At 65.3% G+C, this 16,036-nt stretch carries 13 protein-coding genes; 5 read left to right on the top strand and 8 right to left on the bottom strand.

Annotated elements, in window-relative coordinates:
• The first annotated feature begins 375 nt into the window (after nt 1-375).
• Nucleotides 376-507, top strand: a complete 132-nt coding sequence (locus PQR02_RS16265; RefSeq protein ID WP_277873534.1) for a hypothetical protein — start codon at nt 376-378, stop codon at nt 505-507.
• Between the two features lie 17 nt (nt 508-524).
• On the opposite strand, the gene PQR02_RS16260 is transcribed toward PQR02_RS16265, so the two are convergent.
• From PQR02_RS16260 to PQR02_RS16240, 5 genes are all read right to left on the bottom strand, one after another.
• Nucleotides 525-704 (bottom strand): hypothetical protein, encoded by a 180-nt coding sequence (locus PQR02_RS16260; protein WP_408232587.1) that lies wholly within the window; start codon nt 702-704, stop codon nt 525-527.
• 284 nt (nt 705-988) lie between these two features.
• Complete coding sequence (locus PQR02_RS16255) at nt 989-2,296, bottom strand: MFS transporter (RefSeq protein ID WP_408232584.1); 1,308 nt, start codon at nt 2,294-2,296, stop codon at nt 989-991.
• A gap of 564 nt (nt 2,297-2,860) precedes the next feature.
• The gene (locus PQR02_RS16250) at nt 2,861-3,400 is read right to left on the bottom strand and encodes an energy transducer TonB family protein (RefSeq protein WP_408232831.1); all 540 of its coding nucleotides are present in this window, start codon (nt 3,398-3,400) and stop codon (nt 2,861-2,863) included.
• Nucleotides 3,401-3,780: 380 nt separating this feature from the next.
• Nucleotides 3,781-5,187 carry an argininosuccinate lyase gene (gene argH / locus PQR02_RS16245; RefSeq protein WP_408232581.1) on the bottom strand — a complete coding sequence of 469 codons (1,407 nt, stop codon included), beginning with the start codon at nt 5,185-5,187 and terminating at the stop codon, nt 3,781-3,783.
• Nucleotides 5,188-5,340: 153 nt separating this feature from the next.
• Complete coding sequence (locus tag PQR02_RS16240; protein ID WP_408232578.1) at nt 5,341-6,153, bottom strand: helix-turn-helix transcriptional regulator; 813 nt, start codon at nt 6,151-6,153, stop codon at nt 5,341-5,343.
• Between the two features lie 153 nt (nt 6,154-6,306).
• Between PQR02_RS16240 and PQR02_RS16235 the strand changes: the two genes are divergently transcribed.
• Nucleotides 6,307-7,059, top strand: coding sequence for a class I SAM-dependent methyltransferase (locus tag PQR02_RS16235; protein WP_408232575.1), 753 nt, complete (start codon nt 6,307-6,309; stop codon nt 7,057-7,059).
• A gap of 120 nt (nt 7,060-7,179) precedes the next feature.
• On the opposite strand, the gene ppc is transcribed toward PQR02_RS16235, so the two are convergent.
• On the bottom strand, nt 7,180-10,386 hold the full coding sequence (gene ppc / locus PQR02_RS16230; protein WP_408232572.1) for a phosphoenolpyruvate carboxylase: 3,207 nt from the start codon (nt 10,384-10,386) through the stop codon (nt 7,180-7,182).
• Nucleotides 10,387-10,835: 449 nt separating this feature from the next.
• On the opposite strand from ppc, the gene hemC reads away from it, so the two are divergent.
• Genes hemC through PQR02_RS16215 form a run of 3 tightly spaced genes read left to right on the top strand, consistent with a single transcriptional unit; the run spans nt 10,836 to nt 15,054 of the window.
• Nucleotides 10,836-11,843, top strand: a complete 1,008-nt coding sequence (hemC, locus tag PQR02_RS16225; RefSeq protein WP_408232569.1) for a hydroxymethylbilane synthase — start codon at nt 10,836-10,838, stop codon at nt 11,841-11,843.
• A complete protein-coding gene (hemDX, locus tag PQR02_RS16220) occupies nt 11,843-13,861 on the top strand; it encodes a fused uroporphyrinogen-III synthase HemD/membrane protein HemX (protein WP_408232566.1) in 2,019 nt (672 codons plus the stop codon). Before hemC ends, hemDX begins: the two co-directional genes overlap by 1 nt.
• A gap of 2 nt (nt 13,862-13,863) precedes the next feature.
• Entirely contained in the window at nt 13,864-15,054 is a 1,191-nt protein-coding gene (locus PQR02_RS16215) for a heme biosynthesis protein HemY (protein ID WP_408232563.1), read from the top strand.
• Between the two features lie 148 nt (nt 15,055-15,202).
• On the opposite strand, the gene PQR02_RS16210 is transcribed toward PQR02_RS16215, so the two are convergent.
• Both PQR02_RS16210 and PQR02_RS16205 read right to left on the bottom strand, forming a co-directional pair.
• Nucleotides 15,203-15,667, bottom strand: coding sequence for a hypothetical protein (locus PQR02_RS16210; RefSeq protein WP_408232828.1), 465 nt, complete (start codon nt 15,665-15,667; stop codon nt 15,203-15,205).
• Nucleotides 15,668-15,762: 95 nt separating this feature from the next.
• Nucleotides 15,763-16,036 (bottom strand): hypothetical protein (locus tag PQR02_RS16205; RefSeq protein WP_408232560.1); only part of this gene is annotated, 274 nt, incomplete at its 5' end.

Below are 16,036 nucleotides of genomic sequence, written 5' to 3'. Positions count from 1 at the left end.
TTCGCAGCGCGCATTACACGCCTGTTAAATCTGTCGCTTTTCGTTGAGCGCGCGGTTACATTCACGCGCCGTCTTCATACGAATCACGGCTTCGGCACCGCTCGAGGCCGTTACTCACGCGCGGCGCCCGAGCCGTGTACACCGCGCCAGCAAGCGATGCGCGGCATGGGCGCGTTCAAACCAAGTATAGGCGGTGTTTGCGGCCGGCGTGAATGCATCGCCCAAAGGCATTCTAGCCGGCGATTTTCAGCCACAGGCGATGTAACACCGTGGTGATCTTCCCTTACAAATAGCAACGTTCGTCCGACGGCTTGTCGTGTTCAATCGGGTCATTCGGGGTTTGGCTCGAATGAATCTGACTCGATGGAGAACAATATGAAACGCTTGATTCTGACTCTCGCCGCCGGCACGCTCCTCGCCACCGCACTCGGCGGCTGCATCGTCGCTCCGGCGCCTGGCTACTACGGCGGCGGCTACTATCACCACGGCGGCTATTACTACCGCTAAGACCCCGCTGAAGCCGTTCAGGCCATCAGCATCTCGAACGCGACTATCGCGGCAATGGCAGCCGCGTTCGCAGCCAGCGCTTCCAGCACGATGCCCTTCCAGCTCGCCGGACGAAAGCGCAGCGCCAGCAGCAAGGCGCCCAGCAGCGCCAGCGTGATGATCATCACGATGTCCGCGTTATGAAGATGAACGCTCACCCGAGCCTCCCTGCTTGCCTTGGGTTATTGAAATCGAGTATAGGCAAGTCAAAAAGGCGCGCAATACCAGGGGATTAACGTAGGCACGCTGGACAGGCAGCATGCAAGGAGGCGTCCCGCCGATGCCGCCACGACGCGCGATGAATGCGCCGGCAGGCATCGGGTCTGGAGCAAGGGGCAACGTTCAGCGCTGATGACCAGCGGCAACGCTCACCGCCGCAGGTCACCACGCATTCAATGCATTGCCGCGTCGCCTCGTCATAGCGCGGCCGCGGCTCGCATCGTCACATCAAGCGCGCGTCACGCGTTTCGCGCATGCACAGCACGCCGAACAGGCTCACCGCCGCGGCCACCGACACATAAGCGCCCACCCACGGCAGCCCGCCGTGCGCGGCGAGCACCTGCGCGATATACGGCGCGACCGATGCGCCGAGGATCCCGCCGAGGTTATACGACACGCCCGCGCCGGTGTAACGCACGTTGGTCGGAAACAGCTCCGGCAACAGCGCGCCCATCGGCGCGAAGGTCACGCCCATCAGGAACAGCTGGATCACGAGGAACAGCAGCACCAGCGGCGTTTCTCCGCTGCCGAGCAGCGGCGCCATCGTGAAGCCCGACAGGATCGCCGCGACGATGCCGACGATCAGCACCGGCTTGCGTCCAAAACGGTCGCTCGCGCGCGCCGACAGCGGCGTGGCTAGCGCCATGAACACCACCGCCACGCACAGCAATCCGAGGAACGTCTGCCGCGGAATGTGCAGCACGGATACGCCATACGACAGCGAGAACGTGGTCGCGTTGTAGAACAGCGTGTAGCAGACCACCATCGCGAGCGCGCCGAGCAGGGTGGGCAGCCAGTGTTGCGACAGCAGCGTGGCGATCGGCACCCTGACGCGTTCCTTGCGCTCGATGGCGGCCTGGAACGCCGGCGTCTCGGCGATTTTCAGACGCACGTACAAGCCGAGCACGACCAGCACCGCGCTGACGATGAACGGCACGCGCCAGCCCCAGCTGCGGAACTGCTCGTCGCTCAACGACAGGGCCAGCGCGAAGAACAGCCCGTTGGACGCGAGAAAGCCGATCGACGGCCCGAGTTGCGGGAACATGCCGAACCAGCCACGCTTGCCGGCCGGCGCGTTTTCGGTGGCGAGCAGTGCCGCGCCGCCCCATTCGCCGCCAAGGCCGATGCCCTGGCCGAAGCGCAGCACGCACAACAGGATCGGCGCGAGGCTGCCGATCGAGTCGTAGCCCGGCACGAAGCCGATCAGCGTGGTCGACAGGCCCATCACCAGCAGCGAAGCGACCAGCGTCGATTTACGGCCGATCCGGTCGCCGAAGTGGCCGAACAGGAATGAGCCGATCGGCCGCGCGACGAACGCGATGCCGAACGTGACGAACGCCGACAAGGCCTGAGCCGTGGCCGAGCTATGCGGGAAAAACACCGGTCCGATGACGAGTGCCGCGGCGGTCGCGTAGACGTAGAAATCGTAGAACTCGATCGCGGTGCCGATGAAGCTCGCGAAGATGATCCGCGCGCTGCTGTTTTGCCCGCTCGTATTGGGCTGAGCCGAGGAAATCGGCGATGTGGACATGCAGGGTCTCCGTGTGTCGTAAGGCCGCCGGGCGCCGTGCGTTGAGGTCGGTCGCGCATGCCGTGGCGGCATCTTTGTTTACATTCCTACGCTCGGCGCCGCTGGCGGGCTGATGTACAGCCACGCGTGGCGCGCGGCGGTGCAACAGCTTACAACGGCAGCCGGCGTGATTCGCGCGCGAACGCGGCCATGCCGGCGGATTGCCGAACGCGGGTTACCGGGCGAGTCGCCTGGCGGGTTGCGTGATGCGCGCGGAGAACATGGTGGCCGGTATGGGCCGCCACGCCGGCCGTTGGGCATGAGCCGTCGGGCGTGAGGCATCGCGCATCAAGCGGGCGGCGCTCGCGGATGGCGCGGCGGCGCTGAAATCGGCGTCGCGCCGCGCCGACGGGTATGCGGGCAGCGTGAGCCATGCCGGAAGGCTCCGGCGCGGGGAATCGGAAAATTATAGCGAGCGCGGCTATTGGGCAGCAATGGCGGCGTAACGATGGTGGCGGGCGGCGAGGTCGTTGCGAGGCCTCGGCGACGCACGCCGTGCAGTCACCGTTAAGCGACGAGGCGTCTTCAGTCGATCGTTTGCGCTTGCGGCGACGCTAGTTCGCGCAACTGGAATTTGCCGTCGTCGTTGAACAGCCAGTCTTCGAATAGTTCGAGCTGGCCACGGCCATTGAGCAGTTTGCCGGGCGGCAGCGGCAGCGGCGCGGCGCGGCGCAGCGTGGCGAGTGCGGTGCTTTCGGCCTCGTCGTCGCCATTGGTGCGATAGACCGACGACTGCACCACGTGCCCATTACGATCGACCGTGAACGACACCACCACCAGCGAGCGCAGCATTGCCTGCGGTGTGCCGCGCAACACGTAGGAAGGATTGCGTTCGACGATGCGCTTCGCGACCGCGTCGCGATACTGGTCGAGCGTCGCGCTGTTGACGGCGGCCACTGGCGTGCTCACGACGGGCTCATGCGGCGGCAGCGTGATCGTGCAGCCGGTCACCGCGACGGCTAATGCCGCGCTTAGCAGCGCGCGAAGCGTGCACGACGACTCTGCGCTGACGCGCGCGGAGAAGCGTCCGGACAGGCGGAGAAGGTGGCGCGTATGGGTGGGCATGAGGGCGAGAAGCACGGAGAGAGCTTACTTTGATGGTAGCCAAAAAACGCAAGGATGCAATTGGCGTTCGCCCGCTATGCGGCGCCGCGCGCGGTTGTAATAGCCGGAAATATAAGCGGATTGGTCGGCGGCACAAACACGCCTACACTTGGATTGCCTCTTTCGAGAGGCATCGGTGGAAGTCTTTGTTTAGCCCGCTTCGCGCGGGCTTTCTTTTGTGCGCGTTGCGTGCGCACGCCGTCCGGGTCCGCCAATGAAAAAGGCGAACTCGCTGACGAGTCCGCCTTCCTTTGGTTTGTGCAATGCAGGCTGTGAGCGGGCGCTCACTACTGCGGCGCCACGTGCTGCTTTTACTGCTATTGCCGCGCTTGCGACTTCGGTTACTTCAGCGCCGCACGCGCCGCCTTCACCGCCGCGAGTACCTGCTCCGGCGCCGTGCCGCCCGGATGGTTGCGGCTTGCCACCGAACCTTCGAGCGTCAGATACGAGAAAACGTCCTCGCCGATCAGATGCGCGACGTTCGGCAGCTCGCTGCGCATTTCTTCCAGCGTCAGGTCCGCCAGATCGCAGCCGCGGTCCGCGCAGATGCGCACAGCGAGCGCGACCGCTTCATGCGCGTCGCGGAACGGCAGGCCGCGCTTGACCAGGTAGTCGGCCAGATCTGTGGCGGTCGAGAAGCCTTGCAGCGCTGCATCGCGCATCGCCTGCGGCTTCACCGAAATGCCGGCGACCATCTCAGCGAAGATGCGCAGCGTATCGGCGACGGTGTCGACGGTATCGAACAGCGGTTCCTTGTCTTCCTGATTGTCTTTGTTGTACGCGAGCGGCTGGCCCTTCATCAGCGTCAGCAGCGCGATCAGATGGCCGTTCACACGACCGGTCTTGCCGCGTGCGAGTTCGGGCACGTCCGGGTTCTTCTTTTGCGGCATGATCGACGAACCGGTGCAGAAGCGGTCGGCCAGATCGATGAAGCCGACGCGCGGGCTCATCCACAGCACGAGCTCTTCGGAGAAGCGCGACACGTGCGTCATCACGAGCGCCGCCGCGGCCGCGAATTCGATCGCGAAGTCACGGTCGGAGACTGCATCCAGCGAGTTCGCGCAGATGCCGTCGAAGCCGAGCGTCTGCGCCACCGCGAGACGGTTAATCGGATAGCTGGTGCCGGCGAGCGCCGCGGCGCCCAACGGCAGACGATTCACGCGCTTGCGGCAATCGACCATGCGCTCGGCGTCGCGCGAGAACATTTCGACGTAGGCGAGCAGGTGATGGCCGAACGTGACCGGCTGCGCGACTTGCAGATGCGTGAAGCCCGGCATGATGGTCGACGCGTTCTTTTCCGCCATGTCGAGCAGCGCGGTGCGCAGGTCCGTGAGCAGGCCGCCGATCCGGTCGATCTCGCCGCGCAGCCACAGACGGATGTCGGTCGCGACCTGGTCGTTGCGCGAGCGGCCGGTGTGCAGACGCTTGCCGGCGTCGCCGATCAGCGCGGTCAGGCGCGCTTCGATGTTCAGGTGGACGTCTTCCAGATCGAGTTGCCACTCGAACTCGCCTCGCTCGATTTCACCCTTGATCTGCGCCATGCCGCGTTGGATCGCGGCGAGGTCGTCGGCGGCGATGATCTTCTGCGCGGCCAGCATCGAGGCGTGCGCGAGCGACCCTTCGATGTCGACGAGCGCCAGACGCTTGTCGAAGAAAACCGACGACGTGTAGCGTTTGACGAGCTCGGACATCGGCTCCGAGAAGCGAGCCGACCAGGCTTCGCCTTTTTTGTGCAGTTGGGACGTCATGGTGTTGGGCAGTTAAGCGGCAGTTGAGCGAGCGGTGAGGAGGCTGACGGCGCGTCATGCACGTCGAGTACCGTGCAAAGCTGCCGCCGAAGCGCAGAAAGACAGAGATTTTAACACTGGCGGCCTGCGTTCAAGACGGCGCCGGCGAGGCCGCTACTCACGCACCAGCACGACCAGCTTCAGATCTTCGCGATGCGCGGGCTTGAAGGTGATCTGGTCGTAGACGACGCGGCCGTCGCGCGGATGATTGAACTCGCGCCGACCGCCCTCGCGGCCGCCGACGTCCTGCGACGCCCAGAAGCGCGCGAACGCGTCGCTCGCGGCCGTCAGCGAATCGATCAGCGCGCGGGTGGGCGCGTCACTCAGATGGCGGATCGAGTCGGCGCGGAATTCGGCGGCGAGGCGCCGCGCCCGCGTTTCCCAGTCGACGATCAGCGCGCGCGCAGCCGGTTCGGTGAACGTGTAGCGCAGCAGATTGCGATCATGCGCGCCGTCCAGCCAGCCGACGAACAGATCGGCCGCGCGCTCGTTCCACGCGAGCGCATTCCACTGCCGATCGAGCACATAGGCCGGCGCGCTCACCAACTGCACCGTTTCCAGCAGCGTGGCGGGGGCGTCGGCGGCGGCCGGATCGGGCTCGGCCGGATCGCGTTGCGCGGCCAGCTCGAACAGATAGGCCCGCTCGGCGCGCGACAGTTGCAGCGCGACCGCGATTCGCGCCAGTGCGTCGGCGGACGCGGAGACCGGCCGGCCCTGCTCGATCCACGTGTACCAGGTCGGGCTCACGCCGCACAGCTGCGCGACTTCCTCGCGCCGCAAGCCGGGCGTACGGCGGCGCGGCCCGGGCGGCAGGCCGACCGCTTGCGGCAAGAGCCGTTCGCGGTGCGCGCGGATGAAGTCGCCGAGCGCGCGAGCAGGGGTGGCGTCGAGTGGCGGCGGGTTATCGGCGGAAGACGGGGTGGTCATTCTGATCGGGTCGAGCGTGGGGTGGTAATAGACATACCAGAATAATTGCTTAACTTGTACTGGTACACGACGGGCCCTATTGTAGCGGCAGTAGCGGCTTGAACAACACGACGCCTTCCAGCGCTACCCCTAATCACTAACCGGAGCCACCCCATGAAGCATCACGATCAGGTCGCCGACGCCTTCGGCTCGACCGCCGCCGCGTACTTGACGAGCCAGACCCATGCAACCGGCGCCGATCTGCGGATGCTGGCCGATTCGATCGCGGCGACGCCGGACGCGACGGTGCTCGACATGGGCTGCGGCGCGGGCCACGCCAGTTTCGCGGTCGCGCCGCACGCGCAAGAGGTGATCGCCTACGACATCGCGCCGCAGATGCTGGCGACGGTCGACGGCGCGGCGCGCGAACGCGGCCTCGCCAACATCCGCACGCAGCAGGGCGCGGCTGAAACGCTGCCGTTCGCCGACGATTCGTTCGAGTGGGTGATCAGCCGGATGAGCGCGCACCACTGGCACGACGTGCCGCTCGCGCTCGCCGAAGTGCGGCGCGTGCTGAAGCCGGGCGGCAAGGTGTTGTTCGTCGATATCGCGGGCATCGATCATCCGTTGCTCGACACGCATATTCAGGCGATCGAGTTGTTGCGCGATGGCTCGCATATCCGCGACTACTGCGCCGACGAATGGGTCGCGTTGTTCGCCGCGGCGGGTTTCCAGGCGTCGATTCGCGAACGTTGGCGCATCGACATCGAGTTCAGTTCGTGGGTGGCGCGCATGCGCACGCCGGAACCGCGCGTGGTCGCGATCCGCTCGCTGTGGGACCATGCGCCGGATGAAGTGCGGCACTATTTCGACGTGCAGGAAGACGGCTCGTTCAAGCTCGACGCGCTGATGATCGACGCGCACTGAGCACGCCACAAAGAGAACGGCGGGATGCCGAAACCGACATCCCGCCGCTGTGAGTCGCATTGACTCCGACACTGACTTCGCGCGTCGTTCACGCCGTAGCGCGCGAACTCAGCCCATCACTTAACCCGTATTGCGCAGCCCCGCCGCAATCCCGTTGATGCTCAAATGAATCCCGCGCCGCACACGCGCATTGCTGTCGCCTGCGCGGTGACGCTTGAGCAGTTCCACCTGCAGGTGATTCAACGGATCGAGATACGGGAACCGGTTCTTGATCGAGCGCGCGAGCAGCGGATTCTCCGCGAGCCGTTCGCTCTTGCCGGTGATCTCCGACAACACCTTCGACGTGCGCTCCCACTCCGCGACGATCCGTTCGAACACGTGCTTGCGCAGCTTCTTGTCCGACACCAGCGCCGCGTAGCGCGACGCGACCGCGAGATCGGTCTTCGCCAGCACCATGTCCATGTTCGACAGCAGGTTCGAGAAGAACGGCCAGGTCTTGTGCATTTTCTTCAGCAGCGCGAGACGGCGCGCGCGTTCGGCGTCGCTCGGCGCGCTGTCGAGATGCGCGGCCACCGCGGCGCCGAAGCCGTACCAGCCGGTCAGCAGCAAACGGCATTGGCCCCACGAGAAGCCCCACGGAATCGCGCGCAGATCTTCGATCCTGCGCTGCTTCGGGTCCTGCAATTTGCGCGAGGCCGGCCGGCTGCCGATGTTCAGCTCGGCGATCTCCGCGATCGGCGTCGACTCGAAGAAGTACTCCTTGAAGCCCGGCGTTTCGTAGACCAGCGCGCGATACGAGGCCATCGCCGCGTCGGACAACTGCTGCATCGTCTCTTCGAACACCGGCAGTTGATCGGGCGCATTGCCGTGCGGCAGCAGCGACGCTTCGAGCGTCGCGGCCACCACCGTCTCCAGATTGCGCCGGCCGATGTCGGGATTGCCGAACTTGCTGGCGATCACTTCGCCTTGCTCGGTCAGGCGGATCTGGCCGTCGACGGTGCCCGGCGGCTGCGACAGAATCGCCTGATAGGTCGGGCCGCCGCCACGGCCGACGGTGCCGCCGCGTCCGTGGAACAGGCGCAGCGTCACGCCGCGCTCGTTGAACAGCGACACCAGCGCGAGTTCGGCGCGATACAGCTCCCAGTTCGACGTGAGGAAACCGCCGTCCTTGTTGCTGTCCGAGTAGCCGAGCATCACTTCCTGCTCGTTGCCCTGGTGTTCGATCAGCGCGTCGACGCCCGGCAGCGCGATCAGATCGCGCATGATGTGCGGCGCGTTGCGCAAGTCGGGAATCGTCTCGAACAGCGGGATCACCATCAGGCCTGCGTGAGCCGGATCGTTCACGTCGCCCAGACGCCCGCGCAGCAGACCGGTTTCCTTTTGCAGCAGCATCACTTCGACCAGATCGCTGACGGTCTCCGTGTGCGAAATGATGTAGTTGCGCACCGCGCGCGCACCGAACTTCTCGCGCGTGACGCGTGCCTCTTCGAGCACGCCGAGTTCGCTCTTCACGAGGTCCGAGTACTCCGCGTACGGCAGACGCAGCGGGCGCGGCTGCGCGAGTTCGGCGAGGAGCACCTTGAGCTTGTCTTCTTCGGCGAGCGCCGCGTAGTCGTCCTCGACGCCCGCGCGCTTGAGCAGTTCCGCGATCACCGCTTCGTGGATGTCCGAGCTTTGCCGCAGGTCGATGCTGGCGAGATGGAAGCCGAACACTTCGGCGGCGCGTGCGAGCGGCGACAGACGCGGTGCGGCGAGCGGCGCGCCGTGATGCTCGGCGAGCGAATCGATCAGCACGTGCAGGTCGCGCACGAACTCGGATGCGTCGTCGTAGGGCTTCGCGCGCACCGGCGCCGCGCCGCGGCCCGCGCTGCGCACCGGCACGCTGCCTTCGCCCAGACGCACGCGCGCGCTCGCGGCGAGCCGCGTGTACATGCCGATCAGCGCGCGCCGGTACGGCTCGTCGGTGCGATGCGGCGACTGGTCGGGCGACGCGGCCGCGAGTTCCTTGAGCGCGTCGCTCGCGCCGGCCAGCAGGTTCGACACCGACAACTCCGCGCCGAGCTTGTGCACCTGCTCCATGTAGTGTTCGAAGATCACCGTGGCCTGGCGCGTGATCGCGTTTTCGAGCGTCTCGGCGGTGACGTTCGGATTGCCGTCGCGGTCGCCGCCGATCCAGCTGCCCATCTGGAAGAAAGGCGGCAGGCGCGCTTCCAGGCCGTGCTCCTTGAGCGCCTCTTCGATGTCGGCATAGAGCGCCGGGATTTCCTCGAGGAAGGTGGTGCGGTAGTACGACAGCGCGTTTTCGATTTCATCGGCGACGCTCAGGCGCGAGTCGCGCAGCATCCGCGTTTGCCACAGCGACGTGACACGCGCGCGCAGCATCGCTTCGTTGTGCGCGCGTTCGCGATTGGTCAATTGCTGGTCGCGTTCGGCGAGCAGCCGCGCGACGTCATGCTGCGCGTCGAGAATGCTCTTGCGCTGCACTTCGGTCGGGTGCGCGGTCAGCACCGGCACGATCAGCGCGTCGTTGAAGAACTGCTGCAACACCGGCGTGGCGGCCGCGCCGGCTTCCACGAGCCGCTCCAGCGCATGGGCGATGCTGCCCGGTTGCGAAGTCGAGCCGGCTAGCGCGTGAATCCGGTGACGGCGATTGCGGTGACGGTCTTCGGCGATATTCGCGAGGTGCGAAAAGTAGCTGAACGCGCGCACTACGGTGACGGTCTGGTCCGGGCTCAGCGAACGCAGCTTCTTGTCGAGCGTCTGCGCGGCGGCGCTGTCGTCCTCGCGGCGAAAGCGCACGGCGGTCTGCCGGATCGTTTCGACGACGTCGAACACCGCGTCGCCTTCCTGCTCGCGCAGCACGTCGCCGAGCAGGCGGCCGAGGTAACGGATGTCCTGGAAGAGCGGATGGTCCTTGTTCTCTCGTGTGCGGCCGTTGCTTTTCGGCGTGGCTATTGGCGTGTGGGCCGACACGGCTTGCAATGCCGGAGCGCTCGCAGGTTCCGCGACGGCGCTGGTCGCGACCGCTTTGACCTTCGCGGACGCGGCGGCCTTGGCCGGCTTGTCCGCTTTGTCTGCCTTATCCGCCTTGACGGTCTTCAGCGCTTTGTTCGCCTTGACCGGCGTGGAGGTCTTCGCGGCCTTGGGGGCTTTGGCGGCCAACGCGGTTTTGCCGACGCGTTGGCCGGCTGTCGACGCGGCCTGGGCTGCGTTGCCGATCCCGGCAGCAGTGGCGGCGGAATTCCTGGGCGCAGCGGCGTCGGCCGCGCGTGCGTTGGGCGATGCAGTGTTGCGGCGGGCAGGGCGCGCCGATCCGGAAGACGTCACGATGGGTTTCCTCAGGGAAGCCAGGGTCTGTTAAGTGATGAACTGCTACTGCGGAACTGCACTATGAACTGCAACGTGAACTGCACGAAACGGTCTGGACCGATGGCGATACGCCGGAGAAGGGGCCACGCGTTCGCACGAACTGCGCGAACCACGCGAGGCGCACTTGCTGAGTACACCCCACGCCACGCGCCACGCGCGAAGACATGTACGCATGCAGGCGACGCAGGTTGCGCCGCATTGCATCATCCCGCATGCCGGGACGCGGTGCGCGAACGACCGTGCGTGAACATGAGCGGGATGGGGCAGGCGCGCGCCGCGCGAAGCCCGTCTCCTCCATCGATACCGCACCGGCACGGCGCTCCGCTGTGCCTTGAGAGGCAAGGAAGACACCAGGGCGCGTGCTAACATTGATTGTTATTACATCCCGTCATTCGATCAGCAAGCTAATGAACACCGAGACGTTTTCAACGCCACCCCACACGCTTGTGATTGCGTCGAGAGAAAGCCGCCTCGCCATGTGGCAAGCGGAGCATGTGCGATGTGCGCTGCACAAATTATATCCATCTTGCGACGTAAAAATCCTCGGCATGACGACACGCGGCGATCAAATTCTCGATCGCACGTTGTCGAAAGTCGGTGGTAAGGGTTTGTTCGTCAAGGAACTCGAAGCCGCATTGGCCGATGGCCGCGCCGATCTCGCGGTGCACTCGCTCAAAGACGTGCCGATGGAGTTGCCCGAGGGCTTTGCGTTGTCCACGATCATGGAGCGCGAAGATCCGCGCGATGCGCTGGTGTCCAACGGATACGACTCGCTGGCTGCGTTGCCCGCTGGTGCGGTGGTCGGCACCTCCAGCCTGCGCCGCGAGGCGATGCTGCGCATGCGTTATCCGCATCTCGAAGTGCGGCCATTGCGCGGCAATCTGGATACGCGTCTGTCGAAACTCGATCGCGGCGATTACGCGGCGATCATTCTTGCTGCCGCTGGTTTGAAGCGTTTGGGTTTGGGCGAGCGCATCCGTGCGCTGCTCGATCCTGAGGACAGCTTGCCCGCAGCGGGGCAGGGCGCGCTCGGCATCGAGATTCGCGCCGATCGCGCGGACATGGCCGCGTGGCTCGCGCCGTTGCATCACGAACACACGGCGGCGGCTGTCGAAGCGGAGCGCATGGTGTCGCGCGCGCTGGGCGGCAGTTGCGAAGTGCCGCTCGCTGCGTACGCGAGCTGGCATGACGGCGCGCTGCATCTGCGCGGCATCGTCGCTACGCCGGATGGTCAGCGCGTGTTGAGTGCGCAGGCCTCGGCGCCCGCGCCGACCGTCGAACGTGCGCTTGCGCTCGGCCAGGAAGTGGCGAGCGCGCTCGAACAGCAAGGCGCGCTCGACATCGTGCGCGCGCTCAGCACCGCCAGCGGTCCCGCCGCCGCATCACCCGACGACAGCGCGGCGACCGGCGCGTGATGGCAGCCGACATCCCAGGCAACGCTACTTTCTCCGCCGACAACGCGGCGTTCATGGTCGTGATTACGCGACCGGCCGGTCAGTCGAGCGAGTTGATCAGGCAGCTCGCCGCCGCCGGCATCGCCACGCTCGACTTCCCGCTGATCGACATCGCGCCCGTCGCCGACGACGCCCCCTTGCGCGCGGCGCTCGCCTCGCTCGAACGCTATGCGCTGGTCGTATTCGTGTCGCCGAACGCCGTCGATCACGCGTTCGCACGCCGCGACGGCATCTGGCCGCATGCGTTGCCGGTCGGCGTGGTTGGGCCGGGCAGCGTGCAGGCGCTGGCACGCCACGGCGTCGCCGCCCCGGCGCATCAAGTAATCAGCCCCACCTCGGCCAACGACGACGAATCGACGAGCTTCGACTCCGAAGGCCTCTATGCCGCGATCGAGACATCGCTAGGCGCGACGAATCTCGAAGGCAAGCGCGTGCTGATCGTACGCGGCGACGGCGGCCGCGAATGGCTCGCCGACCGCCTGCGCGAAGCGGGCGCCGAAGTCGAAGCGGTCGCCGCTTACCGCCGCATCGTGCCGGAACCGTCGATCGGCGGCTGGGCACGCGTGCACGCGTTGCTCGCGGGCGCGCCGCATGCGTGGCTGCTGACCAGTTCCGAAGGCGTGCGCAACCTGCACGAACTCGCGCAGGAGCACCTGACCGCCGACGAAATCGTACAGCTCAAACGCGCGACCCTCGTCACGCCGCATCCCCGAATTGCGCAAACCGCGCGGGCATTGGGTTTTGATAGGATTACGGTGTCCGGTGCGGGCGACGAGCGCATTGTCCGCGCGCTGCTTGCCGCCGTTCAGCCCGTAGTTCAACCGGTACCGTCCAACCCGGCTCATTCACCGGCTAAATCACGCATGACTGAAACGAACGAATCCAAGAACGCTTCTCCCCAGCCGGCCGGGAGCACCCCGTTGCCGCCGAACCCACCCTTCACGCCATACGAAGCGCAAAAGCGCCGCAACGCGAGCATGCCGTTGTTGTGGTTCGTGGTGGTGATCATCGCTTGCGCGGTGGGCGTGGCGGGCTTTGCGCTGAACCGCAAGCTGGAGCGCACCGAGCAGCAGCTCGCGCAACGCCAGCAAGCCAACGACACCCAGGCGAACGAACTGCGCATCAAGATCGAGCAGGCGCTTGCCGCCGTGCATCAGGCGGATTCGCAGGTCGCGCAGGTGACCGGCAAGCTGGCTGATACGCAAGCCGCGCAGCAGGCGCTGGAACAGCAATACGCGGACCTCGCGCGCAATCGCGACGACTGGACGCTCGCCGAAGTCGCGCAAATGCTGTCGGCCGCGAGCCAGCAGTTGCGGCTCACCGGCAACACGCAACTCGCGCTGTTCGCGCTGCAAAGCGCGGACAGGCGCCTCGCCGCGTCGGACAGCACGCAGGCGGTCGCCGTGCGCAAAGCCATCGCGATGGACATCGACAAGCTGAAGGCCGCGCCTTCCACCGACCTCACCGGTCTCGCGATCAAGCTCGACAACGCGATCGACCACATCGACGACCTGCCGCTCTCCGGCGAAGCGCCGATCCCGCACGCCACACCGCACGCGGCCACGTGGGCCGACACCGAGAAGGTGGCCGCGGCCACCGGCAAGCCGCGCTGGGAAGTGTGGTTGAAGGAAGTGACCACCGGCATCGGCGACCAGTTGACGAGCCTCGTCCAGGTGCGCCGAATCGATAACGCCGACGCGATGCTGACCACGCCCGATCAAGGCTACTTCGTGCGTGAGAATCTCAAGCTGCGCTTGCTGTCCGCGCGACTCGCGCTGCTCTCGCGCAACCAGACCACGCTGAAGTCCGACCTGCAGGCCGCGCAAAACGCACTCGCGCGCTACTTCGACAGCTCGTCGAAACAGACGCAGACCGTGCTCGATCTGATCAAGCAGGTGGATGCCGGTTCGGCCGCGGTCGAATTGCCGAATCTGGACACGAGCCTGCAAGCCGTCAATCAATACCGGAGCCGGGGTTAATCATGGCGATCCGGGGACTTCTTTGGCTGGCGTTTCTGTTCGCCATCGCGGTGGTGCTGGCGGTGGCGGGGCGCTTCGACACCGGGCAGGTGCTGCTGATCTATCCGCCGTACCGCGTGGACATTTCGTTGAATCTGTTCGTGGTCGGGCTGGTGGTGCTGTTCATCCTGCTGTATGCGCTGTTGCGCATCGTCCGCAATATCTGGCGCATGCCGCAGCGCGTGGCCGCGTACCGTGCGCGCTCGCGTGTCGCGAAGGCGCACGCCGCGCTGCGTGACGCGATCGGCAACCTGTACGCGGGACGTTTTTCGCGCGCCGAGAAAGCCGCGAAGGATGCGCTCGCGAACGGCGACAACAAGGGCGCGGCCGGTTTGATCGCGGCCACCGCCGCGCATCGGATGCATGAATATGCGCGGCGCGACGAATGGCTCGCGAAGATCGACGAAGCCGACTGGCAGGATGCGCGCCTGATGGCCACCGCCGACATGCGCGCCGACGGCCGCGACGCGGACGGCGCCTTGACCGCGCTGACCGAAATGCAGTCGCAGGGCGCGCGGCGCATTCACGCGCAGCAGATCATGTTGCGCGCGCAGCAGCAATTGAAGAACTGGGCCGAAGTGCTTAAGCTCGTCAAGACGCTGGAAAAGCGCGAGGCGATTCATCCGGCGGTGGCGGTGCGTCTGCGTCAACTGGCGGCGGAGAACCTGTTGCGCGACCGGCGTCATAACGCGGATGCGTTGCTGGAGTTGTGGAGTTCGCTGTCGGCGACCGAGCGTCATTCGCCGCGTCTTGCCGATCTCGCGGCTGAATTGCTGGTGGCGCTGAATCGGCCGCAGGAAGCGCGCAAGATCGTCGAGGAAGCGCTGGCGCAGAATTGGGATGCGCGGTTGTTGCGGCGTTATCCTGATACGACGGCGGGGGATGCGTTGCCGCTGATTCAGAAGGCTGAGGGGTGGCAGAAGGATCGGCCGGAAGATGCGGATTTGATGTTTGCGTTGGGGCGGTTGTGCCTGCATCAGCAGTTGTGGGGGAAGGCGCAGTCGTTCCTTGAGCGGGCGTTGAAGCTGGCGGATAACGAGACGCTGAGGATTCGCTCGCATCGTGCGTTGGCGCGGTTGCATGAGCAGCTTGGCGATAGCGATAAGGCTAGCCAGCATTATCGGGAGAGTGCGTTGGCGATGAATATTGTGTGAGGGCTGGGTGGTGGCGGTGCGTGCGTTCGTGATTGCTGGCGCACTGCTTTAAGCCTCTCGAATCGCGACTCGATGGCCGCAGATTTTGCTGCGGCCATTTTGTTTTTGTGCTGGCGGTTGCGTGTTGGGGGGTGCCTGGTTGGATCGCTTAGTGCGGGGCAGTGGCCGGTTGCTGCACGGCAGTCGAGGTCAACGTGAGCGCGCTTTTCGCGGATGGCTTTTTGCGGGGCGACGCGTTGGCTTCTTCGATGGGCGCTTTTGCTCTCTGCGAGGCTTCAGCCAGCAAGTTCGTTGCGTGTTCTGCGGTGAGGCAACTACGTGGCACGCCCTTCGCGTCGAGGGCAATCACCTGGAACAACTCGCGGTCGCATTCGAGTTCCTGCTGATACTGCTCGGTTGTGTCCAATAGCAATTCGAGCAGCGTTTGGCGGCGTTTTCTTTCGTCGCGCGTAATGGCAGGATTTCTAACTATTGAGGATGCGAGTGTGATCAAGGTGTCCAGTTGACCCACCTGCCGGTCGCATAAATCGAACGCGGAAAGGGCAAGCTTTTCGTACTGGAGTGCGTCGACTGGCGGACGCGAAGCCGGTTGATTTTTGACGGACCTGGGCATGGTGCGATCTCCCTGTTGGTTCTTGGGGTCGCCCGCACACGCTGCCTTTTGGGGGAGGGGTGAGCGGGCACGATAGCGGGATTGACAGACTGGCACTAAACCAAACCAGCGAGCCTTGCGGCTCTCCCGCTACGGCCCGCCCATAGAAAATGGACGTGCAGAAGCAGACGCACGGCCTGCCTGAGCAGGCGTGCGGGTTTAGTGTGCAGGCTGTCAAACCTGATCGCAGGGTGTTTCCCTGCGACTTGGTAATTATAAGGGAGTGGGCATATCTCGGATTTAGTCTTGCTGCATATTTCGGCGAACGTGACCGCCGATTTCGGGAACGTGACCGATTCGGCGGGATAGGCGTTGCGCGGTGTCGATTTT

Origin of the sequence: Paraburkholderia sediminicola (assembly GCF_046026895.1) — a bacterium.
In the GTDB taxonomy this organism is placed as follows: Bacteria; Pseudomonadota; Gammaproteobacteria; order Burkholderiales; family Burkholderiaceae; genus Paraburkholderia; species Paraburkholderia sediminicola_C.
Note: the sequence above shows the minus strand (reverse complement) of the source record. Positions and strands in the feature narration are given on the sequence as shown.

What these genes read in the sequence shown, in the direction of transcription:
- PQR02_RS16265 (WP_277873534.1), top strand. Translation starts at nt 376, where the DNA reads ATGAAACGCTTGATTCTGACTCTCGCCGCCGGCACGCTCCTCGCCACC.
- PQR02_RS16255 (WP_408232584.1), bottom strand. Translation starts at nt 2,296, where the DNA reads ATGTCCACATCGCCGATTTCCTCGGCTCAGCCCAATACGAGCGGGCAA.
- PQR02_RS16250 (WP_408232831.1), bottom strand. Translation starts at nt 3,400, where the DNA reads ATGCCCACCCATACGCGCCACCTTCTCCGCCTGTCCGGACGCTTCTCC.
- argH (WP_408232581.1), bottom strand. Translation starts at nt 5,187, where the DNA reads ATGACGTCCCAACTGCACAAAAAAGGCGAAGCCTGGTCGGCTCGCTTC.
- PQR02_RS16240 (WP_408232578.1), bottom strand. Translation starts at nt 6,153, where the DNA reads ATGACCACCCCGTCTTCCGCCGATAACCCGCCGCCACTCGACGCCACC.
- PQR02_RS16235 (WP_408232575.1), top strand. Translation starts at nt 6,307, where the DNA reads ATGAAGCATCACGATCAGGTCGCCGACGCCTTCGGCTCGACCGCCGCC.
- hemC (WP_408232569.1), top strand. Translation starts at nt 10,836, where the DNA reads ATGAACACCGAGACGTTTTCAACGCCACCCCACACGCTTGTGATTGCG.
- hemDX (WP_408232566.1), top strand. Translation starts at nt 11,843, where the DNA reads ATGGCAGCCGACATCCCAGGCAACGCTACTTTCTCCGCCGACAACGCG.
- PQR02_RS16215 (WP_408232563.1), top strand. Translation starts at nt 13,864, where the DNA reads ATGGCGATCCGGGGACTTCTTTGGCTGGCGTTTCTGTTCGCCATCGCG.
- PQR02_RS16210 (WP_408232828.1), bottom strand. Translation starts at nt 15,667, where the DNA reads ATGCCCAGGTCCGTCAAAAATCAACCGGCTTCGCGTCCGCCAGTCGAC.